The sequence below is a fragment of the Dyella sp. S184 genome (assembly GCF_009766065.1).
GTDB lineage: Bacteria > Pseudomonadota > Gammaproteobacteria > Xanthomonadales > Rhodanobacteraceae > Rhodanobacter.
This window is the reverse complement of the sequence record NZ_LMUE01000017.1, coordinates 164,560-191,406: the sequence shown is the minus strand read 5'-3', so window position 1 is coordinate 191,406 and position 26,847 is coordinate 164,560. Positions and strand designations below refer to the sequence as shown.

Genomic DNA, 26,847 nt, shown 5'->3' with positions numbered 1-26,847 from the left:
AGGCGGCCCACCCGCGCAGGCATGCTGCGTGTCGCCAGCTATTGCTTTGCGTGGGTATTGCAGTTGCCCTGAATAGCTGGAGCACCAAGGTCACCGCTGCCGATGCAGCTGCACCAGCGGCCAGCGGTGCGGATGCCAGTGGCGCTGATGCTAGTTTCGACCGCAACCTGCTGTCCGGCGCCGGAATCAACACCACTGATCTTTCACGCTTCGAACATGGCAACCCGGTGCTGCCAGGCACATACAATGTCGACATCTACTTCAACACAGCCTGGGTCGGTCGCAGCGACATACGTTTCGCCACTGCTTCGGCAAATGCAAGTGCGACGCCATGTATCGATCGCAAACTCCTGGATCAAATTAGCCTGCATCCAGACAAGCTATCCGCCGAGCTTGTGGCAGAACTGAAAGATCCCGGCGCCTGCGTTGACGTCGGCAGCCTGATCCCCGGTGCCACGACGACCCTGGACTTGGCTGACCTGCGACTGGACATCAGCGTACCGCAGGCCTATCTCAAGCAGATGCCGCGAGGTTATGTCAGCCCGGAATACTGGGATGCCGGTGTACCGGCGGCGCTGCTCAACTACAACTTCAACAGCTTCCGCGTCCGCAGCCAGGGACAGAATCTGACCACCTCATACCTCGGTCTGAATGCCGGTTTCAATATTGGCCAGTGGTATTTTCGTCAGGAGTCGAACGTAGACTCCCAATCGGCCACGGCCGGAACACCAGCGCGCACCCAGTGGCAGGATCTCCAGACCTACGTGCAACGTGACCTACCGTCGTTGCGCGCGCAGCTCACACTTGGCGATTCTTACACCGACGGCCAGGTGTTCAACAGTTACGGGTTGCGCGGCATCCAACTCGCCACCGATGATCGCATGCTGCCGCAATCGTTGCAGGGCTACGCGCCCGTAGTGCGCGGCGTGGCCCAGACCAATGCCAAAGTCACTGTGCGCCAGAATGGCGCGCTGATCTACCAGACCACGGTGGCCCCCGGCCCGTTCGAGATCAAGGATCTTTACCCGACCGGCTACGGCGGCAGCCTGGACGTGACGGTCACTGAGGCGGACGGTCGCGTCAGCACGTTTTCCGTGCCTTATGCGTCGGTAGTGCAGCTGCTGCGCCCGGGCATCACGCGTTTCGATATTGCCATCGGCCAGTTGCGCGACTTGTCGATCAGGCATGAGCCCGCGGTCGTGCAGGCTGCCGTGCAGCATGGTTTCAGCAATCTGCTCACCGGCTATGCCGGCATGGTGGGTTCACAAGGCTATGCAGCCGTCTTGCTTGGCACCGCGCTGAACACGCGTTATGGCGCGGTCGCCTTCGACGTTACCCAGGCGCGCGCGCAGATTCCGGGTTATTCCACCCAGTCCGGCCAGAGCATGCGGCTGAGTTACAGCAAGATCTTTCCGGATACCCAAACCTCGATCTCGGTAGCTGCTTACCGGTATTCGACCAGTGGTTACTTCAACCTGACCGATGCAGCGCAGGCCCGTGATGAGGTGCGCCGCGGTATCAACCCATTCAACTACATCGCACCTGCGATACAGACGACCGTCGACGGCGAGCCCGTATCGAGCCTGCTTACGCCTGCCGAGCAGGCAACACTCGATGGCAGCAGCACCGTCGTCAGCAGCACAGGGTTGCAACGCCCGCGCAGCACGTTTTCCCTCAGCATGAGCCAGCAGCTGGGTACACATGGCGGTTCGTTTTACGCGAATGTCTCCGCCAACGACTACTGGAATACTCCTGGTACCAGCACGCAGTTCCAGGTGGGCTACAACAACTCGTTCCACCGCGTTACCTATGGCATCTCCGCCATGCGCACGCTGGATCCTCTGGGACGCAATGACAACGAGTATCTGGTCAGCTTCAGCATCCCTCTGGGAGCCAGCGCCCACGCGCCGAACCTAACTCTCAACCTGACCCACGATCAGCTAAGTGGCTCACAGGATCAAGGAATGGTCAGCGGGTCGCTCGGCGCCGACAACCAATACAACTATGGCGTAACCGCGGCTCAAGGCAGTGCTGGCACCGGCAATTCCGGCAGTGTCAATGGCGGCTATCGCGGCCCGTATGCGGTGGTCAACGCCAGTTATGGCGAGGGCAACGGTTATTCGCAGGAGTCGCTGAACGTGAGCGGCGCCGTGGTCGCGCATCCAGGTGGTATCACGTTCGGTCAGCCGACCGGCGACACCGTCGGCATCGTCTACATACCGGGTGCGACAGGCGCACGTTTGCTCAACGCAGCCGGAGCGCGTGTCGATGGCAGCGGCTATGCGCTGGTGCCCTACCTCACGCCGTACATCCTCAACACGATCCAGATCGATCCCAAGGGCCTGCCGCTGGATGTGCAGCTTGACGCCACCAGCGCACAGGTGGCCCCCTATGCCGGCGCGGTGGTGATGCTGAAGTTCAAGACCGAATATGGCCGCACAATCATCGTGCGCGCGCATCTGAAAAACGGCGATGCACTGCCCTTTGGAGCTGAGGTATTCAACCAGAAGGGCGTTTCGCTGGGCGTGGTGGGCCAGGCCGGACAGATTCTGCTGCGTGGTGTCGACCAGGCAGGCCAGGTAACCGCACGCTGGCAGGACGACAACCATGCGGCGCAGTCGTGTTCCTTCTCTTATCATCTTGGACCGAAAGCCAAGGGTAAGCGGGCACAGGCCTACGAAGAGATCAACGCGATCTGCACGCGTCCCGACGCCATCGCACAAGTCACCAGGAGCGGCACATGAAGATTCGCCCCGATAAAGCTCAGCGATTCTCGTGGTTGTTGGGCTGGGGTTTGTTCGTGCTTACCGGCTGGGCAACCCTGACCGTTGCGGCGACGGTGAGTCTGACCACTACGGCGCCGGTGAGAATTAGCCCGCAAACGAAAGTCCAAACGCAAACCAAGGCCAAGGCCAAGGGCCAGACGATAGGGCCAGTCCAGACAACAAATTGCACCGCTTCCTCCGCGACGCTTAGTCTGCCGGGCACCGTATACATCTCGCCCAATGCACCAAATGGTGTGCTGCCATATCCGGCCGGCACAGCCACCATAGTCTTTACGTGCGTCGGCCTCCCCGCCACCACTAACCACCCAGCTGATTACGAGGCACAAATTCAGGCAGGTGATACTCTGGCCACCCTGTCCACTGCAAATGTCCCCGCCGGCCCGGGCATTACCTTTGCGCTGCCCAAGCTGACCGGTCTTGCGTTGCTGGTGACAGCCACACCTGTTCAAGCCACCAGTCAGGCATGTCTTGCTTGCGGCCCCGCCAGCACGGCAGGTTATGTGCCAGGCAATGTCACAGCGCCTGCAGGCACCGCCCAAGGAACTTACTCGGGTACCGTGACTGCAACCTACACGGCACAACTCTACAAGACTGGCACGGTCAAAGTAGGCACGCAATCTTCGATCAACCTGATACCGTTCTGGTGGTATATCTCCGGCGGCAGTGTGGACTCATCCAGCGCCCTGCTGAATGCCAATCTTGTAATGCCCGCAATCACGGTGGTCGCATCCACCTGCAATATTACGTCGCCCACAGTGACCCTGCCGACTGTGTCGACTGCGGCATTACAGGCTGGACAAGTCGCTGGCAGTACCGCTTTCTCGATTACGATGACGGGTTGCCAGAGTGCCTCCCCCGATGCCGTAAGCGTGTTCAGCGGAAGTGGAATTGATACCACCACTGGCTACCTGAAGAATACGGGCACCGCCACAAATGTCGAGGTGCAATTGTTGAATGGTGCCGGCAGTACCAGTCAGACCGCCGGCACACCGATCCTGCTGGATCAAGCCGGTAGTGCGCAAAACTCGGGGACATACAACATTACCAGTGGCAATGCGACGCTGAACTACTACGCGCAATACGTTGCCATAAATGGCGCCGCTGCGGGTGCCGGCACGGTAAAGAGCACTGTGGCTTTCACCATTTACTACCCGTGATTGAAGGCGCAATTACCACAGCTTTCAATATAGCGTTTCGGAGGGGCGCCGCTCCGAAGCAGTACGATCACTCCTGGTTCTCAGCGCGATGAAATGTACTTCTCGCGCCGGATCTGCGGTACCGGCAGACCAAATTCCTTCAACACAGTAAACGCAGCGTCGACCATGTTCGGATTGCCGCACAGGTAGGCGATGTCGCGTTCGGCGCTGGGGCCGAGTTCGGCGAGCACATTCTGCACGTGACCACTGCGGTCCGTGCTGCGTGGCATGGCGCGTGGCTGACGGCTGAGGCAGCCATGGAATACGAAGCCGAGGTGTGACTGCGCGAATGCTTCGAATTCTTCGCCGTAGAGCAGCTCGGCTTCGGTGCGGGCGCCGTACAGCAACACTACTTCGCGGCCGCCTTTTGCCAGCAGTTTTTCGATCAGCGGCAGCATCGCGCGGTACGGGGTGACGCCGGTGCCGGTGGCGAGCAGGAGATAGCGCGGATGGGTGTCGGCGTCCTGCAGGCAGAAGCGGCCGTAGGGGCCGCTGGCATCGATGACGCCGCCGTTTTCGAGACCGCCCAGCAACTTGGTGGCCGCGCCGCCCTCGACATAGCTCACCGCGATCTCGATGCGCTGCACCGGCGAGCTGCCATCACCGATAGTAGCCACCGAGTAGCTGCGCTTGGTCGCGGTGCCGTCGTCGTAGTGAAAGTGCACCTGCAGGAACTGGCCCGGCACGAACGCCAGCGGCTGGCCGTCGACGCGCTCGAACACGAGGTGGCGCACCGTGGGGACAAGCATGCGGCTGTCGACGAGGCGGAGCTGGAAGTGGTCGGCCATGTAGCGGATTCCGGGACAGTGAGTGCACCGGCAGGGACCGGGCAGTGGCATCAAGCCCGCTATAATAGGTGGCTGCGAGCCACCGACCAAGCTGCATGGCACGCTCGGCTACCTGTTTTGCCGGTGCCAGCCATGCCCATGCAGCTGGTTTCCCTCGGCTTTCCCTCATCCGGCGTCATCCATGACCTCAACTCCCGCACTCGTTGTCGACAACCTGCGCAAGACCTACAGCAACGGCGTGGAGGCCCTCAAGGGCATCTCGCTGACGGTGCAGCCCGGCGATTTCTTTGCCCTGCTCGGCCCCAACGGCGCCGGCAAATCCACCCTGATCGGCATCCTGTCCTCGCTGGTGAACTCCAGTGGCGGCGATGCGCAGGTGTTCGGCGTGTCGGTGAACAAGCAGCGCAGCGAGGCGATGCGGCTGATCGGCCTGGTGCCGCAGGAAATCAACTTCAACCAGTTCGAGAAGCCATTCGACATCTGCGTGAACGAGGCCGGTTTCTATGGCATCCCGCGCAAGATTGCCGCCGAGCGCGCGGAGAAGTACCTGAAGGAACTGCGCCTGTGGGACAAGGCGCAGATGCAGGCACGCACGTTGTCTGGCGGCATGAAGCGACGCCTGATGATCGCCCGCGCGATGATGAACGAGCCGAAGCTGCTGATCCTCGACGAACCGACCGCGGGCGTGGATATCGAGATTCGCCGTTCGATGTGGCAGTTCGTCAGCGGCATCAACGCGGCCGGCACCACGGTGATCCTCACCACGCATTACCTGGAAGAAGCCGAGTCGCTGTGCCGCAATATCGCGATCATCGACCACGGCACGATCATCGAGAACACCAGCATGAAGCGCCTGCTGGCAACGCTGGATGTGGAGACGTTCGTGCTGGACGTCACCGCCATGCCCGACGAACTGCCCAGCCTGCCCGGCGTCACCCTGCGCCGCCGCGACGAACACATGCTGGAGGCCGAGATGGCCCGCTCGCATGACCTCAACTCGCTGTTCGCGGCACTGTCCACGCACGGCATCATGGTGACCTCGATGCGCAACAAGACCAACCGGCTGGAGGAACTGTTCGTGCGGCTAGTGGAAGGTGGCCGCAACGGCCAGGAACACGCTGGCAAGGAGCAGGCAGCATGAGCAATACCGCCGCCAACCTGGTCGCCCTCAACACCATCGTGCGCCGCGAGATCGTGCGCATCGTGCGGATCTGGACCCAGACGCTGATCCCGCCGGCGATCACCATGACGCTGTACTTCGTGATCTTCGGCAAACTGATCGGCAGCCGCATCGGTACGATCCAGGGCGGCTTCAGCTACATGCAGTACATCGTGCCTGGCCTGGTGATGATGAGCGTGATCAACAACTGCTACGCGAACATCTCCAGCTCGTTCTTCGGCGCCAAGTTCAGCCGCGCGGTAGAGGAGATGCTGGTGTCGCCGATGCCGAACTGGGTGATCCTGCTCGGCTATGTCACCGGCGCGGTGGCGCGTGGACTGGTGGTCGGTGCGATGGTGCTGGGCATCGCCTTGCTCTTCACTTCGCTGCATGTGGCGCACCCTTTCATCACCTTCCTGTCGGTGCTGCTCGGCGCCACGATTTTCTCGCTGGCCGGCTTCGTCAATGCGGTCTACGCGAAGAAGTTCGACGACATCGCGCTGGTGCCGACCTTCATCCTGACCCCGCTGACCTATCTAGGCGGCGTATTCTATTCGGTGAACATGCTGGGCGAACCGTGGCAGGCGATCTCACGGATCAACCCGATCCTGTACATGGTCAATGCGTTCCGCTTCGGCGTACTCGGCATCAGTGACGTGCACGTCGGTGTCGCGTTCCTGGTGATGCTGGGCTTCGTGGCCGGGTTGTCGATCGTGGCGCTGCAGTTGCTCAAGCGCGGCGTCGGGCTGCGTTCGTAACGCATGCGCGTCAACAAATACATCAGCGAAGCCGGCCTGTGCTCGCGCCGCGAGGCGGATGATCTATTGATCGCCGGCCGCGTCACCATCAATGGTGAAGTGGTCTCGACGGGCGCCAAGGCACTCGAGGGCGACGAAGTGCGCGTCGATGGCGAGATCGTGCGTGCACGCATCCTCGCCGCCACACCGGCGGCGAAGAAGGCGGTGTATATCGCGCTGAACAAGCCGGTCGGCATCACCTGCACTACCGATCACGGCGTCGACGGCAACATCATCGACTTCGTCGACCATCCGCAGCGGATCTTCCCGATCGGGCGGCTGGACAAGGATTCCGAAGGGCTGATCCTGCTGACCAGCAACGGCGATATCGTCAACGAGATTCTGCGTTCGGAGAACCACCACGAGAAGGAATACCTCGTTGCGGTGAACAAGTCGGTCACCGACGAATTCCTCGCCGGCATGGCCAAGGGGGTGCGCATCCACGGCCAGATGACCCAGCCGTGCCGCGTGCGCCGGATCGCCAAGTACGGTTTCTCGATCGTGCTGACCCAGGGCCTGAACCGGCAGATCCGCCTGATGGCCGCCGCGTTCGGCTACCGCGTGACCCAGCTGCGCCGCGTGCGCATTGTCAACGTGAAGCTCGCCCACCTGAAGGTCGGCCAGTGGCGCAATCTCACGGAAGCGGAGCTGAAAGGGCTTCTGCCCGGGCGCATGCAGTGGTAAGTGTGACTTGGTGGCCTTACGCCGCCGGCAGACTCTGCAGATCCCAGCGCGGATAAACCTGCACCGAGGCGTCCTGATGCTGGCCGCTGGCCAGCCGGATCGCGCCGGCCAAGGCGATCATCGCGCCGTTGTCGGTGCAGAAGTCCATCCGCGGGAAGTACACCTGGAAGCCGTCCTTCGCAGCGGCTGCGGCCAGTTCGCTGCGCAATCTTCGGTTTGCGCCGACGCCGCCTGCGATCACCAACCGCTGCGCACCGCTGGCCTGCAAGGCGCGTCTGCACTTGATGATCAGCGTGTCGACGATCGCCTCCTCGAACGCGCGGGCGATGTCGGCGCGGGTCTGTTCGCTCTGATCCGACTTCTGCCAGGCCAGCAGCACCTGGGTCTTCAGGCCGGAGAAACTGAAATCCAGCCCGGGCCGGTCGGTCATCGGGCGTGAGAAGCGAAACGCCCCGGGCCGACCCTGTTCGGCCAGCTTGGCCAGCGCCGGACCACCCGGATACGGCAAGCCCATCAGCTTGGCGGTCTTGTCGAACGCCTCACCGGCGGCATCGTCCAGCGTGTCGCCGAGGATGGTGTACTGGCCGATCGCCTTGACCTCGACCAGCATGGAATGGCCGCCGGACACCAACAGCGCCACGAACGGCGGTTCCGGCGGGTTTTCCTCCAGCAGCGGCGCCAGCAGGTGACCTTCCATGTGGTGTACCCCGATCGCCGGTACACCCAGCGCCCAGGCCAGTGCGCGCCCGGCGGAAGCCCCCACCAGCAAGGCACCAACCAGGCCGGGGCCGGCGGTATAGGCCACCCCGCCCAGGTCCTGCACGGTCATCCCGGCCTCGGCCAGCGCTTCGCGGATCAGCGGCAGCAGCTTGCGTACGTGGTCGCGGCTGGCCAGTTCCGGCACCACCCCGCCGTAGTCGGCATGCAGCTTGATCTGGCTATATAAGGTGTGCGCCAGCAGTCCACGACCCGGCGCATCCGGCTCCCAGCGCAGCAGGGCCACCCCGGTTTCATCGCACGAAGTCTCGATGCCCAGCACCGGGCCGGTTACCGGCTTGTTCGCCACCTTTGAAAATTCTGTGATATCCACGGTATAATTCGCGGCTCGCCCTATTTGACAGTCCCGTACATGCGGGCAGATTACCACTCGGAGTTTCCATGCCCAACGTAAAAGTTCGCGAGAACGAGCCGTTCGAGATTGCACTGCGTCGTTTCAAGCGTACCTGCGAGAAGGCCGGCGTCCTGGCTGAAACGCGCAAGCGTGAGTTCTATGAGAAGCCGACCCAGGAGCGCAAGCGCAAGCGCGCTGCCGCGGTGAAGCGTCACCTGCGTCGCCTGTCGCGTGACGTCTCGCGCAAAGTCCGCCTGTACTGAGTTTCCCCCTGATCTGCCGCTTCGTCGGTGGATCCAGCAGCGCTCCGGCGCTGCATGCACAGGAAACGCGGTCGGCGCGGGTTCTCGCAGCCACCGCAAGCACTCGGCTTCGATCTGGCCGGTGTTGTCCCCTCAGGACAACGCCGGCTTCGTCGTTTCCGTAGCATGGATTTCCCCCTATCTCCCGAGGCTCCCGGCATGACGCTCAAGCAGCAGCTCACCGAAGACATGAAAAACGCCATGCGCAGCGGCGAAAAGCACCGGCTGGGGGTGATCCGGCTGATGCTGGCCGCGATCAAGCAGCGCGAGGTGGACGAGCGGATCGAGCTGGATGACGTGCAGATCCTCGCCACGCTGGAAAAGATGCTCAAGCAGCGGCGCGACTCGGTCAGCCAGTTCGATGCCGCCCACCGCGAGGATCTGTCCGCGATCGAGCGTGCCGAGATGGTGGTCATCGAAACCTACTTGCCGAGCAAGCTGAACGAGGCGGAGATCGACGCCTTGATCGCGGCCGCGATCAGCGACACCGGCGCCAGCTCGGCCCGCGACATGGGCAAGGTGGTCGCCGCGGTGAAGGAAAAGGCCGCCGGCCGCGCCGACATGGCCGTGGTGTCCGGCAAGATCAAGGCAAAGCTGGCCGGTTGAGGCTTCCACCGGTTCTTGCTGTCGGCAGGATCACCGCCAGTACCGCCACAAGCCGGCGATGCATCCCGTTCACATCCAGCCCGTTACAAAAGCGCACTTGGCTTGCCGGGCAATCTTCCTGCCGCGCAGCCGCTCATCGCCGCAGGAGAAACGCATGATCAAGTGGGCCATCATTTTCGCCATCGTCTCGCTGGTCAGCGGCTGGCTCGGTTTCGGTGGAATCTCCGGCGCCACGGCAACCATCGCCAAGGTGTTGTTTGCGTGCTTCGTGATCCTGTTCCTGCTGGCCGTGCTGGCGGTGATCGGCGTGATCCACCTTTTCTGACGACGAATTGTCGTCATCAGGCCGGCGCACGCCATTGCATGCGCCGGTGATCCGGTACCCGCCCCTGCCGATTGGCAAGCGTCGAGCGGCGTTCGCCGGTGACCTCGAAGCCCAGTCGCTGGTATAGCCGCTGGGCATCCGGGTTGGTCGTCGCCACATCCAGTATCACCGGATCCCGAGGGGCAGCCCGCGTCGTATCGAGCAGGTGGCCGACCAGGGCCGAGCCGAAGCCATGGCCGCGCCATGACGGGCTCACCGCCAGATGTGCCAGATAATGCATGGCGCCAGTCGGTGGCGGGATCACCGACTCCACCCTCAGGCCACGCGCGATCACCCCGGTCGCATGGCGCCAGCCGTAATGACCGAGGATCTGGCGCGCTGCCGCCAGCGTGAACGGCCATTTCGTGGCGCCACCATAGCCAGCGCCGACCGCCACCACTGCGCCATCCAATTCACCCACCACATGATTGCGCCAGCCAAACTCACCGGCACCGTCGGTGAATGCCTGGCGCAGGAACGCCTGCGCATCGCTATATCCCGGTACGGCGAAAACGTAATCGAACGCCGCCGGACCGGAGCTGTGCATCAGCGGTACCGCCTGCAGCGCATCCTCCGGTGCTGCCGGCCGAAACTGCACCGCTTTATGTCCAGCCTGATGCATCAGGGACCTCATAATGAGCAACCGGGAGTTGTCCGGGATGCTAGCTTGACGAACACGCGAGTACGGTCCCGCACCGGCAGATTGGCCGGGTTGCCCACTGCATTGGCCGACTCGCCCCCGTCGCCGCGGTGCAGGCCCTAAACTAGGGCGCTTATGCGCGGCCTGATTCCCGACAGTTTCATCGATGAACTGCTTGCCCGCGTCGACATCGTCGACGTGATCGAGCGGCGCGTGCCGCTGAAGAAGGCCGGGCGCGAATGGACTGCCTGCTGCCCGTTCCACAACGAGCGTTCGCCGTCGTTTTACGTCAGCCCGGCCAAGCAGTTCTTCCACTGCTTCGGTTGCGGCGCGCACGGCAGCGCGGTGAAGTTTCTGATGGACTACGAGCGGCTGGAGTTTCCCGACGCGGTCGAGGAACTGGCGCAGACGGTCGGCTTGAAAGTGCCACGCGAAGGCGGTCGCGAGGCCGCACCGCGCGAGGACAAGACCGACCTGTACGCGCTGCTGGATGCGGCCGCCGGCTGGTATGAGGGCGAGCTGCCGCGCAGTGCCGAGGCGCAGGCGTACTGCAAGAAACGCGGGCTGGACGCGGAAACCATCAAGCAGTTCCGGCTCGGCTGGGCGCCGGCCGGCTATGACGGTGTGATCAAGGCACTGGGCAGCAGCGAGCGGCGCATGCAGCTGCTCAACGAGGCCGGCATGGTCGCCAGCAGCGAGCGTGGCAGCAAGTACGACCGCTTCCGCGAGCGGCTGATGTTCCCGATCCTCGACCGCCGCGGCCGGGTGATCGCATTCGGTGGAAGAGTTTTAAGTTCGGAGCAGTCGCCGAAATATCTGAATTCGCCCGAGACACCGCTGTTCCACAAAGGGCGTGAGTTGTTCGCGCTGTGGCAGGTGAAACAAGCCAATGCGAATCTGACGCGGATCATGGTGGTCGAGGGCTACATGGACGTGATCGCGTTGCATCAGGCCGGCCTGCCGATCGCGGTGGCCACGCTGGGCACGGCGACCACGCCGGAGCACACCGAGGTGCTGTTCCGCGCTGCGCCGGACGTGGTGTTCTGCTTCGATGGCGACCGCGCCGGCCGTGCCGCGGCATGGAAGGCGCTGGAGTCCGCCCTCCCGCGACTGCGCGACGGCCGCCAGGCGTACTTCCTGTTCCTGCCCGATGGCGAGGATCCCGATTCGCTGGTGCGCAAGGAGGGCAAGGACGGCTTCGAGCAGCGCATCAAGCAAGCGATGCCGTTGTCGGACTACTTCTTCAACGAGCTGTCGCACGATGTGGAAATGGGCAGTCTCGATGGTCGCGCGCGACTGGCCGAACGCGCCCGCCCGCTGATCGCGAAACTGCCCGATGGCGCGTTCCGTGACCTGATGGCACAGGAGCTGGAGCGACGCAGTGGCGCCCGTGCGGTATTGCAGGCCGACCCCGCCACGCATCGCGCGGTGCAACGACCGGTCGCCGTGCAGCGCAGCCTGGTGCGCAGCGCGATCTCGTTGCTGCTGGCGCAGCCGGGCGTGGCCGATCAGGTGGAAAGGCCGTACCGCTTCCTGCGCCTGGACAAGCCGGGCGTGGAACTGCTTGCCGAACTGCTCGACATCGCCCGCTCACGTCCCGGTATCAATCCGGCCATGCTGGTCGAGCATTTCGCCGAACGGCCGGAGTACCCGTCGCTGCAGAAGTTGATGGCAGCGATGTCGGTGGGTGAACCGGAACTCCAGCGCATCGAATTCTTCGAAGCGCTGGCCCGGATGGAAGAACAGGCCATCACGCTGCGACGCGAGGCACTGCACGCCAAGATGAGCCAGGGCCCGCTGGACAGCGCCGAAAAAGCCGAACTGCGCGAGCTGTTGGCGGCGCGTGGCCGGCCACCGGTCACTTCAGCCTGAATGTTGATGCTGCAGTGCAGGTCGACTCATCGCTGCCGGCTCATGCAGAGTCGTTGCACATCAACAACAACCCGACTATGGGATCATGCCCCGTTGCCACAATGCGGGTTCGCATGAAGCGCAAGGATATCGATGGATCTGCTTGAACGATTGATCACGATCTTCGCCGAGAACGGTTACCTCGCGGTGTTCATCGCGTTGATGATCTGCGGCGCGGGCCTGCCGTTACCGGAGGACATCACCCTGGTCGCTGGCGGCGTCATCGCCGGACTTGGCTACGTCAATGTGCACGGCATGTTCGCGCTGGCAATGTTTGGCGTGCTGCTGGGTGATTCCGCGATCTTCCTGCTCGGCCATCATTACGGCGCGCGCATGCTGAAGTGGCGGCTGGTGGCACGCATACTCACGCCCAAGCGCTATGCGATGGTGCAGGAAAAATTCGTGCGCTACGGCAATCGCATGCTGTTCATCGCGCGCTTCCTGCCCGGCATGCGCACCACCGTCTACATCACCGCCGGCACCAGTCATCGCGTGTCGTTTACGCGCTTCCTGCTGATCGACGGATTGGCCGCGCTGATCAGCGTGCCGTTCTGGGTATATCTCGGCTATTTCGGCGCCGACAACCACGAGTGGCTGATGAAATGGGTGCGCCGCGGCCAGGGCAGCCTGTGGGCGCTCGTCGGCCTGGTCGTATTGGCCGGGCTGGTGCTGTGGTGGCGGCATCGGCACCACGCGCACCGCACCCCTGACTGAACCGGCACGGTGGCATCACGGATCATGACGACGGCGCCGCCACGTCATGCCGATTCCACCAGCCACCGCCGAGCGCCTGGAACAATGCCACGGTATCGGCATAACGGTTCGCACGCGCTTGCGCGAGGCTGATCTCGGCCTGCCGCCAGGTCTGTTCGGCATTCAGCATGGCGATCTCGCTGAGATCACCCAACGCCAGTTGCCGCTGCGCAATCGCCAGACTGCGCGCAGCAGCCCGTTCGGCCAGTTCGGCTGAAGCCAGCGCCGCGGCATCGGACTGCACCGCGTGCAGCACGTCAGCCACGTTCTGCACCGCATCGATCACCGTGCTGCGGTACTGCGCGGAGCTCTGCCGATAGGTCGCCTCGGCCGCGCGCTGCTTGTGCTTCAACGTGCCGCCATCGAACAGCGGCGCGGTGATCGCAGCGCCTATATTCCAGAAGCCGGTACCGGTGCTCAGCAAGGAACTCGCGCTCTCTGCCGCGCTGCCGATGTTCGCGGTGATCTGCACGTTTGGCAGCCGGTTGGCGATCGCCACACCGACCTGTGCGCTGGCCGCATGCAGCTGCTCGTCGGCCATGCGCACGTCGGGACGCTGTTCGACCAGGCGTGCCGGCAGGCTCAGCGGCAGCTCGGCCGGCAACTGCAGCGCATCCAGCGTGAAGCGGGCATCGATGGTGTCGCTCGGCATGCGTCCGCTGAGCGCGGCAAGCAGATCGCGTTGCTGCGCAAGCTGTTTCTCCAGCGGTGGCAGTGTGGCACGGCTCTGTTCCAGCGCCGCCTGCTGTGCGGCGACGGCAGCCTCGGGTGCATCACCGAGCGTCTGCTGGCGCAGCAGCGTCGCCATGATCTTTTCCTGGTCCGCGATGATCCTGTGGGTGGCGTCGATCTGCGCGCGCAATGAGGCTTCCTCGATCGCCGCGTTGACCAGGTTGGTCGTCAGCGTGAGATAGGTCGCCTCCAGCTGGAAGCGCTGGGCATTCGCCTGCGCCACCAGCGATTCCACCTGGCGGCGGTTGCCACCCCACAGATCTGGCGAGTACGAAATACTGAGTTGCGCCGTGGTGAGGTTGTACAGCGTGCTGTTCGAAGCGACGTTGCTGGACAGCACGTTGCCGGTTTTCTGCCGGGTCGGATTGACGCTGGCATCGACGCTGGGGAAATACGCGCCGCGCTGCGCGCGCACGTTTTCCCACGCCGCCTGCAACGCCGCCTGCGCCGCATCGGCGTCGGCATTGTGCTTCAGTGCATCGTCGATCAGCGCATTCAGCGGTTCCGAATGGAACAGCGTCCACCACTGACCCGGAATGTCCATCGTCTGCACGAACTGCTGCGCGTTGCCGCCCGGCCCCGTCGTGGAAACGGTCGCCTGCGGTGTTGCCGTCGGCGCATAGTCATGGGCGGCAGGTGCCGCCGGACGCTGGTAATCCGGTCCGACCGCGCATGCGCTGAGCAGCAGGCCGATGCCAAGACCGAGCAGCATGTTGCCAGCGCGCCACGGGGTGATTTTGTGGAAAGCATGCATGGTCAGATGTCCCTCGCCGACGGCGCGTGACCGCGGTGCCTCTCGATGAAGCGCTCGATCGCGAAATAGAAGCTGGGCAGGATGTACAGCGTAAGCAAGGTGGCAATCGGCAGGCCACCTACCACCACGGTGGCCAGGCCGCGCTGCACGTCCGTACCGATGCCAGTGGCCATCGCAGCCGGCAGCATGCCCACGCTGGCCACGGTCGCCGTCATCAATACCGGGCGGAAGCGCTCGGTGGCGCCGGCCAGCACCGCCTCTGCCAGCGTCAGGCCTTCCTTTCGCACACGATTGATGTTCGACACCATGATGATGCCGTTTTGCACCGCCACACCGAACAGGGCAATGAAGCCCACGGCCGTGGCGATGTTCAGCGTCTCGCCGCGCAGATGCAGCGAAATCAGGCCACCCACGGCAGCCAGCGGCACCACGGCCAGCACCAGCACGGCCTGATGCAGCTTGCCGAACTCGGCGAACAGCAGCACGGCCATGATCGCCAGTACCATGCCAAGCACCACGATCAGGCGCGCCTGCGCGCGCTGCGCATTCTGGAAATTGCCGGCCCATTCCAGCCGATAATCCTGTTTGTCGTAGTGCACCTTCGCGTCGATCTGCTGTTGGGCGTCGGCCAGGTACTCCGACAACGCACGGTCACGGTTGTCGATGCGGATGGTCAACTCGCGATGGTCCTGTTCGTGTGAGATCGTGCTCTCGCCGGTCTTCAGGCTGATATGTGCGACCAGCTTGAGCGGCACCTGGGCGCCGTTGGCCGCGGTAAGTGGCAGCTGGCCGATCGCCTCGATATTGTTGGCCACTTCGTTCGACACGCGCGCAGTCACGTTATAGACGCGATCGCCCACATAGACCTGGGTGATCGGTGTGCCGCCGATCGCGGTCTGGATCAGGTTGCTGATATCGGCGATGTTGATGCCATAGCGTGCCGCCGCGTCGCGGTCCGCCTCGATCGCCAGTTGCGGGATAGGCGGCTCCTGGAAGATCGACGCATCCGCCGTGCCGCGCACATTCCGGAGCACGTCGACGATCTGGCCACCGATGCGGCGCAGTTCCTTGAAATCGTCACCATAGATACGAAGCACCAGCGGACTGTGCGCACCGCCAACCATGTCGTTCTCGCCATCCACGATCGGCTGGCTGATGCCCACGCTGATGCCGGGAATCTGCTGCATCCGCGCGTTGAACTTGCGCAGGAACTCCGCCTTGGTCTCGCCGTTCGTCCAGCTGCCATAGGGCTTGAGGCCCACCGCTGACTCGACGTGCGACGGCGTCCACGGATCGGTGCCGGTATCGTTGCGGCCGAGCTGGGTCACCACGTAGGAGACTTCCGGAAATTCGCGCACGGCGCGGCGCAGCTCGGCCGTCATCGCACTGGCTTTATCCAGCGACAGCCCGGTCGGCATCTGCACCTGCAGCCACAGTGAACCCTCATCCAGGTCGGGCAGGAATTCGCGCCCGATCGTCGCACCCAGCAACACCACGCTGAGCAGCGCCACGCCCGCCACCGTATAAACCACCGGCAGCTTGTGCAGCAGCCGGCCCAGGCTGATGCGGTAAGCCGCCTGCAGCCGCTCCAGTGGCTTGTTGTGGAACAGCTTGCGCGGCTTGCGCAATGCGATATAGGCCAGCCCGGGCGTCAGGGTGACCGTGCACAGCAACGCGGCCAGCAAGGCATAGCCCACGGTGAACGCCATCGGGCGGAAAAGCTTGCCTTCGGCATGTTCGAATGCGAACAACGGCAGGTAGGCGGTGATGATGATCAGCGTGGCGAAGAAGATCGAGCGGCCGACGTGTTTGGTCACCGTCATCACATCGTCTTCGGTGAGCACTTCGTTGGGTTTCTCCTCGCGCCGGCGCAGGATCGCCTCCATCACCACGATGGTGCCGTCGACGATCACGCCGAAGTCGATCGCGCCCAGCGAGAACAGGTTCGCCGGCATCCGGGTGAACTGCATCAGGATGAACACGGTGACCAGCGACATCGGGATCGCCACCGCCGCCACCAGCGCCGAACGCGGGCTGCCGAGGAACAGGATCAGCACGATGCAGACCAGGCCGACGCCCTCCATCACCGTGTGGAAGACTTTTTCCTTGGTCGCGTTGACCAGGTCGTCGCGATCGATGTACGGCACGATGCGCACGTCCTGCGCGGCGAACTGCTTGTTGAGTTCAGCCACCCTGGCGTGGATGCTTTCGAGCACGCGCGACGGGTTCTCGTACTTGAGCAGGTCGACGATGCCCTCGATCGTGTCGGGGTTGTTGTCCTTGCCGAGGATGCCTTCGCGCACCTGATGGCCGTACTGCAATTTGCCCAGATCGCGCACGAACACCGGCACGCCATTGGTCTGGATGACCACGATGTCGCCCAGATCCTTCAGCGTGTGCACCATACCGATGCCACGCACGATGTAGGACTGCTCGCCCCGGGTGATGCGGCCGCCGCCCGCGTTCGCGGTATTGGCCGAAATCGCGCTGCTGACCTGGCTCACGCTGACGCCGTAATGCAGCAACTGGGCCGGATCCAGTTGCAGTTGGAACTCCTTGGTGAAGCCGCCGAAGATATCGACGTTGGCAACGCCGGGGATCTGTTCCAGCGCGGGCACGATCACCCAGTTCTGCAGTTCCGACAGCTGCATCAGGTTCTTGCTGCTGGACTCCAGCGTGTAGCGATAAATCTCACCGGCAGGCCCGGATACGGGATCGAGACCAGGCGTGATCCCGGGCGGCAGCGTGACCTGGCCGATCCGCTCCATGATGCGCTGGCGTTCCCAGTAATCCTCGGCGCCATCCTTGAATACCAGCGTGATCAGCGACAGGCCGAACGTGCTGCTCGAGCGCATGCTCACCAGCCCAGGCGTGCCAGCCAAGCCACGTTCCAACGGGGTGGTGATTTCCTGTTCGATTTCCTCGGCGGCCAAGCCCGGCACCTGGGTGGTGACCTGGGCAGTGACGTCGCTCAGTTCCGGATAGGCCTCGATCGCCAGCTGGGTCCAGGAGTAATAGCCGAAGCACGCGACGAGGATCGTCACGACAATGAACAACACGCGCTTCTGGAAGCAGAAGTGAAAGATCGCGTTAATCATTGAGCAGCACTCCGCCCTTCACGATCACGCGATCGCCCGCCTTCAGGCCTTTCACCACGCGCGCACCGGCCGTCTCGTCGTAGCTGAGCTCGACCGTGCGACGCTCGAACGTCCACGGCGACACTTCGACGAACACCGTGATGCTGTCGTTGTTCATCAGCAGCGCCGACTCCGGCACGAACACCTGCGCCGGTTGCGGGATGCTGAAGCTCGCATTCGCGTACATGTTCGGCTTCAGCCGTCCGTCCGCATTGGCCACGGCAACGCGCACCATGTCGCGCCGGGTGTCCGCCTGCAACAGGGGGCTGACGAAACTCACGCGACCATGGAACACCTGGTCCGGATAGGCCGACAGGATCGCGTCGACCAGTTGCCCCTTGGCAACCAGTCCGACATCGCTTTCCGGCACATTCGCGGTGATCCAGACTGTATCGAGATTGGATACGGTCATCATCGCCGCGGTGGCGTCATTGACATACATGCCGGGCGACACCGACAGCGCGGTCACGTAGCCGCTGATCGGCGCGACTACATTCATCGTCCGCGTGGATCCCGATCCGCCCACGGCGGTGAGACGTGTCTGCGCGCGATTGAACTCGGCCAGCGCCTGGTTGTAGCCGCTCTGCGCGGCCTCCAGGTCCTTCACCGCATTACCACCGGCCTGCTGTACGCCATGCGCGCGGTCCAGGCTCTTCTTCGCCAGATCGAGCGCATCGCGTGCCTTGGCGACATCGGAGTTGGCCTGCGCCAGGTCGCCCGAATCAACCACGGCCAGCAGCTGCCCGCGGATGACGTGGTCACCAAGTCCGACTTTCAGCTCGACCACCCGACCAGTCAATGCCGGCAGCACGTTGGCGGTATGCCCCGGATCGGCTTCGACCGTCGCCGGGAACACCATCGCATGCGGGGCGGTGCGCATCTCGACCGGCTGCACCACCAACTCCGAACGCAGCGGCGATTTCACGGGCACCTGCAGCTGGCCGTGATCGGCGATGACCACCGGTGCGGGTTGCGCCTCGTCGCCCGACCCGTGTGAACAGGCAGCAAGGGACCACACCAGCACGATGGCGGCGGACAGGCGCAAAAGATTCTGGACGGAACGGAACGACATGAGCTTCCCCTTCGACATGAAGGTATGAACGGACCCGCGGCGATCATGCGAGCGGCGGGCGATGCATACGGCAAGGGAAAGGCAGGCAGTTCGCTGGTGAACTGTCGGCGCATTCCGGACCGCGGTAAGACCGTGAACGGTCGCCGCGTCCGGAGCTCACTTCAGGGCGAAGTGCGCACGAATACGGCGTCAGTACGGCTGGCTTGGATGTGGTTGATCGATTGAAGGACTACTGTGCAAGAGCTGTGTTCTCCTGTTTGCTCGATGTCGATGACAAAAGTGTTACAGCACGCCGTTGCTGGGGCTAGGGGATTCGCGAACCAGCCGTTCCTGCAGCAGCCCGACACGCTCCAGCACCGGGTAGGCAAGCGCAGCCAGATGCGAATGTATGCGCTTGAGGTCGCGCAGGATGCGCAGGTAAACGTCGCCGCCACCACCATCGTCACGCTGCTCGCGCAGTGCGCGAATGTGCCGCTCCGAGCTTTCGTTCTCCATTCGCCACAACGCCGGCTTGCGCGCCACCAGCTGCTGCGCAGCGCGCACGTCACTGCGCAGGAACACCGCCACCGCCAGCTGCAGGCTCTCCATCACCTGGTTGTGTATCGCGGCCAGGTCGAGGATGTCGTCGGCGCTGAAATCCTGGCCGCGCTCGGCCTTCTTCGCCGCGAACTCCATCAGGTTGTTCGCGGTGATGTCGCCGATATGCTCGATGTTGATGATGAAGGACAGGATGTCCTGGCTGCGCTCGCCGTCTTCCTCGTTCAGCGCTTCGCCGCCGAGGTCGGCGAGGTATTCGCGGATCGCCACGCCGAGCCGGTCCAGGGTCGGATCCATCCGGCTGATCGCGGCAGCGCGCATGCGGTCATCCTTGCCGAACACCTCGACCAGCCCCTTGAGCATGTTCTCGACCATGTCGAGCATGCGCATCGCCTCGCGCGCCGCATTCGCCAATGCCACGTTGGCGCTGTCCAACGCGGCGGGATCGAGATACTGCGGCACCGAAGCATCGGACGGCTTCGGCGGCTCCGGCAACAGGCGTACCAGGAATTGCGCAAAGCGCTCGACCGGCAGGATGAACAGCAACGCCAACGCGAGATTGAACGCTGTATGGAAATTCACCACGATGCGTGCCGGCGACACGCCCAGCGGTGCCAGCCACTGCGCGATCAGATGCAGCAGTGGCAGGCAGATCAGGCAGCCGAAGGCGCGTACCAGCAGGTTGCCCAGCGGCAGCCGACGCGCCACCGGCGAACCCGCATCAAACAGCGCCGGCAGCGTGCCGCCGAGGTTCGCACCCAGCACCAGTGCCAACGCACCCGGTGCATCGACCACGCCCGTAGTCGCCAGCGAGACGATCAACAGCACCACCGCCACACTGGAATGGCACGCCCAGGTCAGCACCGCCGCGACCAGCAGCGCAATGAACGGCTCGTCCGACAGGCTTTGCAGCACGGCGCGCAACGCCTGTGCGTTCTCCATCGGCGCCATCGTCAACACCAGCAGGTGCAACGACAACAGCATCAGGCCCAAGCCGATCGCGACACGACCAAGGTTCTCGTAGCGCACATCATCGCTGCGCCGGTGCACCGCGGTACCGAGCAGTATCAGGATCGGCGCAATCACCGCGATGTCGAACGACATCACCTGCACGATCAGCGTGGTGCCGACATTCGCGCCCAGCATCACCACCAACCCCGGCGCCAGGCCGAGGAAACCGCTCGCGGCGAACGAGGTTGCCATCATGCCGGTAGCGGTACTGCTCTGCAGCAGCGCGGTGATGCATACGCCGAACGCGAATGCAGCCGGACGCCGCCCGAGATAACGGCCCAGCCAGCGGCGCAGCGCGCTGCCGTAGCCGCGCAGCACGCCACTGGTCACCATGTGCGTGCCCCATAGCAGCAGCGCGACATAGCCAGCGATGTCGAACAAGGCGAATGTGCCTTTCATGTTCGCAGCTCCTAAAAAAATTACGCGCTCGTCGCGTTCGCCCTTCTCCGTTTCGGGGAGAAGGTCAAGATGAGGAGCGGGTGCTCGCGAAGACACTCATCGAAGCAGGCTCCGATCCAATCGCACCGAAAGACCTTTCCCCCACCTCAATCCTCTCCCCACAGAGAAGACCAGCAAGGATTACAGCCAGTGCCCGTAACGACGTATGTAGATCACCTTCACTAGCTGGGTTAGCGCGCAATACGCCACCACGGTCAGTGCCAGCCACGCGAAATACACCGGCGGCATTTGCATCATGCCGATCTTCGCGCCGATCGCTGTGTACGGCAGCAACATGCCGATCACGATGATCGCTGTGGTCAGGCCGAGCACGGGCGCCGCGGCGCTGCTCTGCAGGAACGGGATCTTGCGCGTGCGGATCATGTGCACCACCAGCGTCTGCGTCAGCAAGCTCTCGATGAACCAGCCGGACTGGAACAACGATTGGTGCGCTACTGAATTCGCACCGAACACGTACCACAGCAGCACGAAGGTGGTCATGTCGAACACCGAACTGGCCGGACCGATCCACACCATGAAGCGGCCGATGTCGCCCGCGTCCCACTTGCGCGGCTTGCGCAGGTATTCCTCGTCCATGCGGTCGAACGGGATCGATAGCTGAGAGATGTCGTACAGCAGGTTCAACACCAGGATCTGCAGCGGCAACATCGGCAGGAACGGCAGGAATGCGCTGGCGATCAGCATGCTCAGCACGTTGCCGAAGTTCGAGCTGGCAGTCATCTTGATGTACTTCATGATGTTGCCGAAGGTGACGCGCCCTTCCAGCACGCCCTCCTCCAGCACCATCAGGTTTTTCTCGAGCAGGATGATGTCGGCCGATTCCTTGGCGATATCGGTCGCGGTATCCACCGAGATGCCGACATCCGCATCATGCAGCGCCGGCGCATCATTGATGCCGTCACCGAGGAAACCCACGGTATGGCCTTGCCGCTGCAGCGAACGCACCACCCGCGCCTTCTGCAACGGCGACATCTTGGCGAACACCGTGGTGCGCGCCACCAGCGCATCCAGCGCGGCATCATCGAGCGCCTCGATTTCCTTGCCCTGCACCGAATGGGTGACATCGAGGCCGACTTCACGGCAGATCTTGCGGGTCACCGCCTCGTTGTCGCCGGTAATCACCTTCACCTCGACGCCGTGCTGGTGCAGCGCGCGGATCGCGGTGCCCGCCGAGTCCTTCGGCGGATCGAGAAACGCCAGACAGCCGACCGCGATCAGATCGCTCTCGTCGGCCACGCTGTACGGCCGATCGTGGCTCGGCTCACGCTGCACCGCGACAACCAGCACGCGCAGGCCGTCCTCGTTGAGCTTGTGCGTCATCGCCTTGATGTCGTTGCGCCGCTCATCAGTCATCGGCTCGGTGACATCACCGACCTTGGCGAACGTGCAGATTGACAGCATCTCCTCGACCGCGCCCTTGCAGATCAGCAGGTGCTCGCCATCGTCCTTGGCCACCACCACCGACATGCGCCGGCGCTGGAAGTCGAACGGGATCTCGTCGATCACGCGGTAGCGCGTCGCCGCCGCCTCCAGATCACGGTGCTCCAGCACTGCCTTGTCCATCAGATTCTTCAGGCCGGTCTGGAAACGGCTGTTGAGATAGCCGAATTCCAGCGCCTCGTCGGATTCCTCGCCATCCAGATCGAGATGACGCTCCAGCACGATCTTGTCCAGCGTCAGCGTGCCGGTCTTGTCCGTGCACAGGACATCCATCGCACCGAAATTCTGGATCGCACTGAGCCGTTTCACCACCACCTTGCGCCGGGACATCGCCAGTGCGCCCTTGGAAAGGTTGGCGGTGACGATCAGCGGCAGCATCTCCGGGGTCAGGCCGACCGCGACGGACAGTGCGAACAACAGAGCCTCGAAGAAACCATGCCTGATCCACTGGATGCCCAGCACCACCGGCACCATCACCGCCATGAAGCGGATCAGCAGCCAGCTGACGCTCTTCACGCCGCGGTCGAAACTGGTCTGTACGCGCTGGCCGGACATGCTGTGCGCCAGCGAGCCGAGATAACTGCGCGCACCCGTCGCCACCACGACCGCCGCGGCCGTGCCGCTGATCACGTTGGTGCCCATGTAGCAGACCGTGGGCAATTCAAGTGGGCTGTCGTATTTCTGGGGGCTGCTGCCATCACTCACGCGCGCCGGCGCGGACTTCTCCACCGGCAGCGATTCGCCGGTGAGGATCGCCTGGCTGATGAACAGATCCTTCGCGGTGAGCAGGCGCAGGTCGCCGGGCACCATGTCACCCGCGCCCAGGTGCACGATGTCACCGGCGACCAGCTCGGCCACCGGCACCTCGATCTGCTCGCTGTGGCCATCGGACGCCCTGCGCGTCACTGTGGCCGTGTTGCGCACCATCGCCTTGAGATTCTCGGCCGCACGCGACGAACGGAACTCCTGGGTGAAGTTCAGCAGCACGCTGATCGCCACCATCACCGCGATGATGATCGGCCCGGACAAGTCATCGGGCGTGGCAAACACCTCCACCACCGCCAGTACCAGCAGCACGATGATGAACGGGTTCTTGAACGCGCGCAGCAACTGCCGTGTCCAGTGCGGCGGCTTCTCGTGCGAGACCTCGTTGGGGCCGTCGCGATGCAGCCGCGCCTCGATCTGTTCCTCATCGAGGCCGGCCGGGGTGGTCTCCAGTGCAGCCAGCAACTCGTCGTTCGCGCGGAAGGCCTCCTGCGCAACAGCCGCATGTATCGCTGCCGCAGCCTTGCCCGCCGCCTTGCCTGCGACGGCCTGATTGGATTGCTTGCTCATGACCCGCTTCCGTGAATTCGCTGATGCCTGCTGCCGGTGCGAGTCGGCGGAATCAATCCGCCAGCTGCGCCACGGTCAGCGCGTTTGGCCGCGCATGCGGCCAGAACGGCACCGCCACTGGCGGGGGCCATCCCTTGCATGACGTATTTGCGACCATCAGCGACTGGATACCAGTGCAAGATGTACGGACGATGGCAACGCATCGGCCGGGGCCGGCGTCGACGCACGGCTGGCCGCCACCGGGGTCCGGCGGGACAGTTCGATCACGTTGCTGCCGACCGCCGCACGTTCGAGCGGGGCGGGCACGGTGATGGCGTAAGAACGGCGCACAGCCTCACGACGGCCAGCCAGCAGCCGACGCAGTGCGCGCAACAGAAGGGTATCGCGAAGGAGCTTCATGGGCCCATCTCCTCGTAACGACGCCTATGGCGTCGTCAGGGGTGGGCCGGACTTTCCCTAGTCGAGGAAAGCACCAGCCGACCGCAGGCGGTCGCCGCAGGCGTTCAACTTGTTGTTATGCGTCGCCGGCATCCGATGCTCGCGGATGACGACGTTGCGACTAGGGTAAACGTCCATATGCCTTGGTTTGTCAGGACTGGGAGCCAGCCGACGCGATGCGCCGGGAGGCGCGCGCATTGTCGTGCTGCGCTGCGGAAGTGTCAACCCATCAATTGCATCCGGGCCGACAGATCCGGGGGAAGACACGCAACGATGCGTAATACATACAATGCCGGCACGCCGCGTGATGATCGACCACCCTCCTGTCTCGATCCTGAACCCCATGACTGATCCCGCCAAGCTTTACGCCCAGGCCACTGCTGCATACAACCAGAAGAACTGGCGACAAGCACTGGAACTGTCTATGCAACTGTTACCGCAGGCACCAAACCATGCCGAGCTGTATTACCTGGCGGGACTGTCGGCACTGGAACTGCAGCAGATGTCACAGGCACTGTCGTACTTGCAGCGAGCCGTTCAGCTGTATCCGCAACGTGCCGACTATGCGACGCAATTCGCCAAAGCGCTGTCCATGGTCAACCTTTCAGCCGATGCCACGGTCGTCGCGGATCGGGCGCTCACTTTGCTGCCCCTGGATGCGCATGCGCTCGACACCCTCGGCGTCATTTTCACGCGCGCCAATGCCCACGAGCGTGCAACCGCGTTGTATGAGCGTGCCGTCAAGCTGGTACCGCAACATCCCAGCTATCGCTACAACTTCGCCAAATCGCTGGTCTTCCTCGGCCGGCTGGATGACGCCGAGCGCGAACTCGAGTCCTGCCTCCGACTGGCGCCAGATCATTGGGGCGTGTACCTGAGTTTGTCGGAACTGCGCAAGCAGAGCCTGACCAAGAATCATCTGGAGCGTCTGCACTCGTTATTGCCGAAAGGTGCAGGTAACCCGACGGCACAGATGAACCTGCAACTGGCACTGGCCAAGGAGTACGAGGATCTGGCCGACTACCCCAGAGCATTCGAGCACCTCGTCGCCGGCAAGCTGGCCGCCGGCAGCATGCGCCACTATTCGCCGCGGCAAGATGAAGTCCTGTTTGAGAAGTTGATCCAGGCATCGCCGGAGCCACAACCCGTCGGTGCAGGCTGTTCGAGCGATGAGCCGATCTTCGTGATCGGCATGCCGCGCTCGGGCACCACCCTGGTCGAACGCATCCTCTCCAGTCACCCTGACGTGCATGCAGCTGGTGAATTGCAGAACTTCGGGATCGCCTTAAAGCGCGCCTCCGGCAGCCGCACGCCTCAACTGCTCGATGTGGACACCCTCGAACGTGCGCGCGAAGTCGACTGGCAACAACTCGGCGAGGCCTATCTGGCCAGCACTCGCCCCGATACCAGCCACAAGCCGCACTTCATCGACAAGTTGCCACACAACTTTCTGTATGTCGGTGCAATCGCGAACGCGCTACCCCATGCAAAGATCATCTGCCTGCGGCGCGATCCGATGGACACCTGTCTCAGCAATTTCCGCCAGCTCTTCGCGCCGGCATCGCCATACCACGACTATTCGTACGAACTGCTCGATACCGGCAGGTACTACGTCCTGTTCGATCGCCTGATGGCGCACTGGAAGCAGGCATTTCCGGGGCGCATCCTGGAAGTGGACTACGAAATGCTGGTGGATATGCAGGAGGCCAAGTCGCGGGAGTTGCTGGAGTTCTGCGGCTTGCCGTGGAATGACGCCTGCCTGCACTTCCAGGACAATCAGGCACCGGTGACAACGGCCAGCGCCGTGCAGGTGCGTGAGCCGATTTATCGCCGCGCTGTCCAACGCTGGAAGCAGTACGAGACGCAGCTGACCGGACTCAAGGAACTGCTGGAGAGTGCCGGCATCGCGCTCAAACCGTAAAACGCGGCGCTCAGCTCGCGGGCTGGAACACCAGCCCGTGCTGCACCATCGGCCCGACCAGCCAGTGGTCGGCCAGCAGGAACGCAAACAGCGCCATCAGGTACACGATCGAGTACTTGAACACCTTCATCGGGAACATCTCGTCCGGCGGATTCAGCAAGCGTACGGCGTAATACAGGAAGCCCACGTCGAGCACGATCGCGCCGCCCAGATAGATCAGGCCGCTCATTCCGGTCAGCGCCGGCAGCAGGGTCACCAGCACCAGCAGCACGGTGTAGAACAACACATGCCAGCGGGTGTACACGATGCCATGGGTGACCGGCAGCATCGGCACCTGCGCCCGTGCGTAATCGTCGCGACGGAAGATCGCCAGTGCCCAGAAATGCGGCGGCGTCCACACGAAGATGATCAGGCACAGCTGCAAGGCGAACGCGTGCAGATGACCGGTAACCGCCGTCCAGCCCAGCACCGGCGGAATCGCCCCGGCGAGACCGCCGATCACGATGTTTTGCGGCGTGGCGCGCTTGAGATAAGCGGTGTACACCAGTGCGTAACCGATCAGCCCGCCGAAGGTGAGCAACGCGGTGAGCAGGTTGACCAGCAACGCCAGCACCAGCATCGAGGCGATGCCCAGCAGCACAGCGAACACCAGCACCTGGCGTGGGGTGAGCGAGCCGGTGGCCAGCGGACGCCGCGCGGTGCGCGCCATCAGCTTGTCGATGCGTTCATCGATCAGATGGTTGAAGGCAGCGGCCGAGCCGGAGGCCATCCAGATGCCCAGCGTGCCGAACACCAGCGCGCGCCATGGCGGGATGCCCGGCACGGCGAGAAACATGCCGATTACCGCGCAGAACACCAGCAGCGCGACGACGCGCGGCTTGGTCAGTTGCAGGTATTCGTGGAATAGCTCCATC

At 63.3% G+C, this 26,847-nt stretch carries 21 protein-coding genes; 11 read left to right on the top strand and 10 right to left on the bottom strand.

All coding sequences use genetic code 11. The features are described from left to right. Positions 1–50 precede the first annotated feature (50 nt). The gene (locus tag GSQ75_RS18640) at positions 51–2,744 is read left to right on the top strand and encodes a fimbria/pilus outer membrane usher protein (RefSeq protein ID WP_254058653.1); all 2,694 of its coding nucleotides are present in this window, start codon (positions 51–53) and stop codon (positions 2,742–2,744) included. Next, positions 2,741–3,943, top strand: coding sequence for a fimbrial protein (locus GSQ75_RS18635; protein ID WP_158756377.1), 1,203 nt, complete (start codon positions 2,741–2,743; stop codon positions 3,941–3,943). Before GSQ75_RS18640 ends, GSQ75_RS18635 begins: the two co-directional genes overlap by 4 nt. A gap of 80 nt (positions 3,944–4,023) precedes the next feature. Here GSQ75_RS18635 and GSQ75_RS18630 read toward each other — a convergent pair whose 3' ends face one another. Next, on the bottom strand, positions 4,024–4,770 hold the full coding sequence (locus GSQ75_RS18630; protein WP_158756376.1) for an FAD-binding oxidoreductase: 747 nt from the start codon (positions 4,768–4,770) through the stop codon (positions 4,024–4,026). A gap of 181 nt (positions 4,771–4,951) precedes the next feature. On the opposite strand from GSQ75_RS18630, the gene GSQ75_RS18625 reads away from it, so the two are divergent. From GSQ75_RS18625 to GSQ75_RS18615, 3 genes are read left to right on the top strand one after another with little or no spacing between them, the layout of a single operon-like run. After that, entirely contained in the window at positions 4,952–5,911 is a 960-nt protein-coding gene (locus tag GSQ75_RS18625) for an ABC transporter ATP-binding protein (RefSeq protein WP_158756375.1), read from the top strand. Then, entirely contained in the window at positions 5,908–6,687 is a 780-nt protein-coding gene (locus GSQ75_RS18620; RefSeq protein WP_158756374.1) for an ABC transporter permease, read from the top strand. Before GSQ75_RS18625 ends, GSQ75_RS18620 begins: the two co-directional genes overlap by 4 nt. A gap of 3 nt (positions 6,688–6,690) precedes the next feature. Then, the gene (locus tag GSQ75_RS18615) at positions 6,691–7,410 is read left to right on the top strand and encodes a pseudouridine synthase (protein WP_158756373.1); all 720 of its coding nucleotides are present in this window, start codon (positions 6,691–6,693) and stop codon (positions 7,408–7,410) included. Positions 7,411–7,426: 16 nt separating this feature from the next. On the opposite strand, the gene tsaD is transcribed toward GSQ75_RS18615, so the two are convergent. Next, positions 7,427–8,500 carry a tRNA (adenosine(37)-N6)-threonylcarbamoyltransferase complex transferase subunit TsaD gene (gene tsaD / locus GSQ75_RS18610; RefSeq protein ID WP_254058652.1) on the bottom strand — a complete coding sequence of 358 codons (1,074 nt, stop codon included), beginning with the start codon at positions 8,498–8,500 and terminating at the stop codon, positions 7,427–7,429. A 68-nt stretch (positions 8,501–8,568) separates the two neighbouring features. Between tsaD and rpsU the strand changes: the two genes are divergently transcribed. The 3 genes from rpsU to GSQ75_RS18595 all read left to right on the top strand — a co-directional run bounded on the left by rpsU (position 8,569) and on the right by GSQ75_RS18595 (position 9,754). Next, positions 8,569–8,784, top strand: a complete 216-nt coding sequence (gene rpsU, locus GSQ75_RS18605; protein ID WP_007081639.1) for a 30S ribosomal protein S21 — start codon at positions 8,569–8,571, stop codon at positions 8,782–8,784. A 198-nt stretch (positions 8,785–8,982) separates the two neighbouring features. Beyond that, complete coding sequence (locus tag GSQ75_RS18600; RefSeq protein WP_158756372.1) at positions 8,983–9,429, top strand: GatB/YqeY domain-containing protein; 447 nt, start codon at positions 8,983–8,985, stop codon at positions 9,427–9,429. A gap of 154 nt (positions 9,430–9,583) precedes the next feature. Further along, a complete protein-coding gene (locus tag GSQ75_RS18595; RefSeq protein ID WP_158756371.1) occupies positions 9,584–9,754 on the top strand; it encodes a DUF1328 domain-containing protein in 171 nt (56 codons plus the stop codon). 16 nt (positions 9,755–9,770) lie between these two features. On the opposite strand, the gene GSQ75_RS18590 is transcribed toward GSQ75_RS18595, so the two are convergent. Continuing rightward, complete coding sequence (locus tag GSQ75_RS18590; protein ID WP_254058651.1) at positions 9,771–10,427, bottom strand: N-acetyltransferase; 657 nt, start codon at positions 10,425–10,427, stop codon at positions 9,771–9,773. 141 nt (positions 10,428–10,568) lie between these two features. Here GSQ75_RS18590 and dnaG point away from each other — a divergent pair, with 141 nt between their 5' ends. Then, positions 10,569–12,305 (top strand): DNA primase, encoded by a 1,737-nt coding sequence (gene dnaG, locus GSQ75_RS18585; RefSeq protein WP_158756370.1) that lies wholly within the window; start codon positions 10,569–10,571, stop codon positions 12,303–12,305. A gap of 132 nt (positions 12,306–12,437) precedes the next feature. After that, positions 12,438–13,058 carry a DedA family protein gene (locus GSQ75_RS18580; protein ID WP_158756369.1) on the top strand — a complete coding sequence of 207 codons (621 nt, stop codon included), beginning with the start codon at positions 12,438–12,440 and terminating at the stop codon, positions 13,056–13,058. A gap of 22 nt (positions 13,059–13,080) precedes the next feature. Here GSQ75_RS18580 and GSQ75_RS18575 read toward each other — a convergent pair whose 3' ends face one another. The 6 genes from GSQ75_RS18575 to GSQ75_RS18550 form a co-directional block, all read right to left on the bottom strand. Continuing rightward, positions 13,081–14,583 carry an efflux transporter outer membrane subunit gene (locus GSQ75_RS18575; RefSeq protein WP_254058650.1) on the bottom strand — a complete coding sequence of 501 codons (1,503 nt, stop codon included), beginning with the start codon at positions 14,581–14,583 and terminating at the stop codon, positions 13,081–13,083. 2 nt (positions 14,584–14,585) lie between these two features. Further along, positions 14,586–17,681, bottom strand: coding sequence for a CusA/CzcA family heavy metal efflux RND transporter (locus tag GSQ75_RS18570; protein WP_158756368.1), 3,096 nt, complete (start codon positions 17,679–17,681; stop codon positions 14,586–14,588). After that, a complete protein-coding gene (locus GSQ75_RS18565; RefSeq protein WP_158756367.1) occupies positions 17,674–18,792 on the bottom strand; it encodes an efflux RND transporter periplasmic adaptor subunit in 1,119 nt (372 codons plus the stop codon). Before GSQ75_RS18565 ends, GSQ75_RS18570 begins: the two co-directional genes overlap by 8 nt. Positions 18,793–19,074: 282 nt before the next feature. Next, positions 19,075–20,739 carry a Na/Pi cotransporter family protein gene (locus GSQ75_RS18560; RefSeq protein WP_158756366.1) on the bottom strand — a complete coding sequence of 555 codons (1,665 nt, stop codon included), beginning with the start codon at positions 20,737–20,739 and terminating at the stop codon, positions 19,075–19,077. A gap of 180 nt (positions 20,740–20,919) precedes the next feature. After that, positions 20,920–23,574, bottom strand: coding sequence for a magnesium-translocating P-type ATPase (gene mgtA / locus GSQ75_RS18555; RefSeq protein ID WP_158756365.1), 2,655 nt, complete (start codon positions 23,572–23,574; stop codon positions 20,920–20,922). A gap of 156 nt (positions 23,575–23,730) precedes the next feature. Further along, a complete protein-coding gene (locus tag GSQ75_RS18550; protein ID WP_158756364.1) occupies positions 23,731–23,973 on the bottom strand; it encodes a hypothetical protein in 243 nt (80 codons plus the stop codon). Between the two features lie 382 nt (positions 23,974–24,355). Here GSQ75_RS18550 and GSQ75_RS18545 point away from each other — a divergent pair, with 382 nt between their 5' ends. Continuing rightward, positions 24,356–25,933: a sulfotransferase gene (locus GSQ75_RS18545; RefSeq protein ID WP_158756363.1), complete on the top strand. Its 1,578-nt coding sequence runs from the start codon at positions 24,356–24,358 to the stop codon at positions 25,931–25,933. Between the two features lie 10 nt (positions 25,934–25,943). Here GSQ75_RS18545 and cyoE read toward each other — a convergent pair whose 3' ends face one another. Next, positions 25,944–26,846 (bottom strand): heme o synthase, encoded by a 903-nt coding sequence (gene cyoE, locus GSQ75_RS18540; protein ID WP_158756362.1) that lies wholly within the window; start codon positions 26,844–26,846, stop codon positions 25,944–25,946. Between the last annotated feature and the right edge of the window lies 1 nt (position 26,847).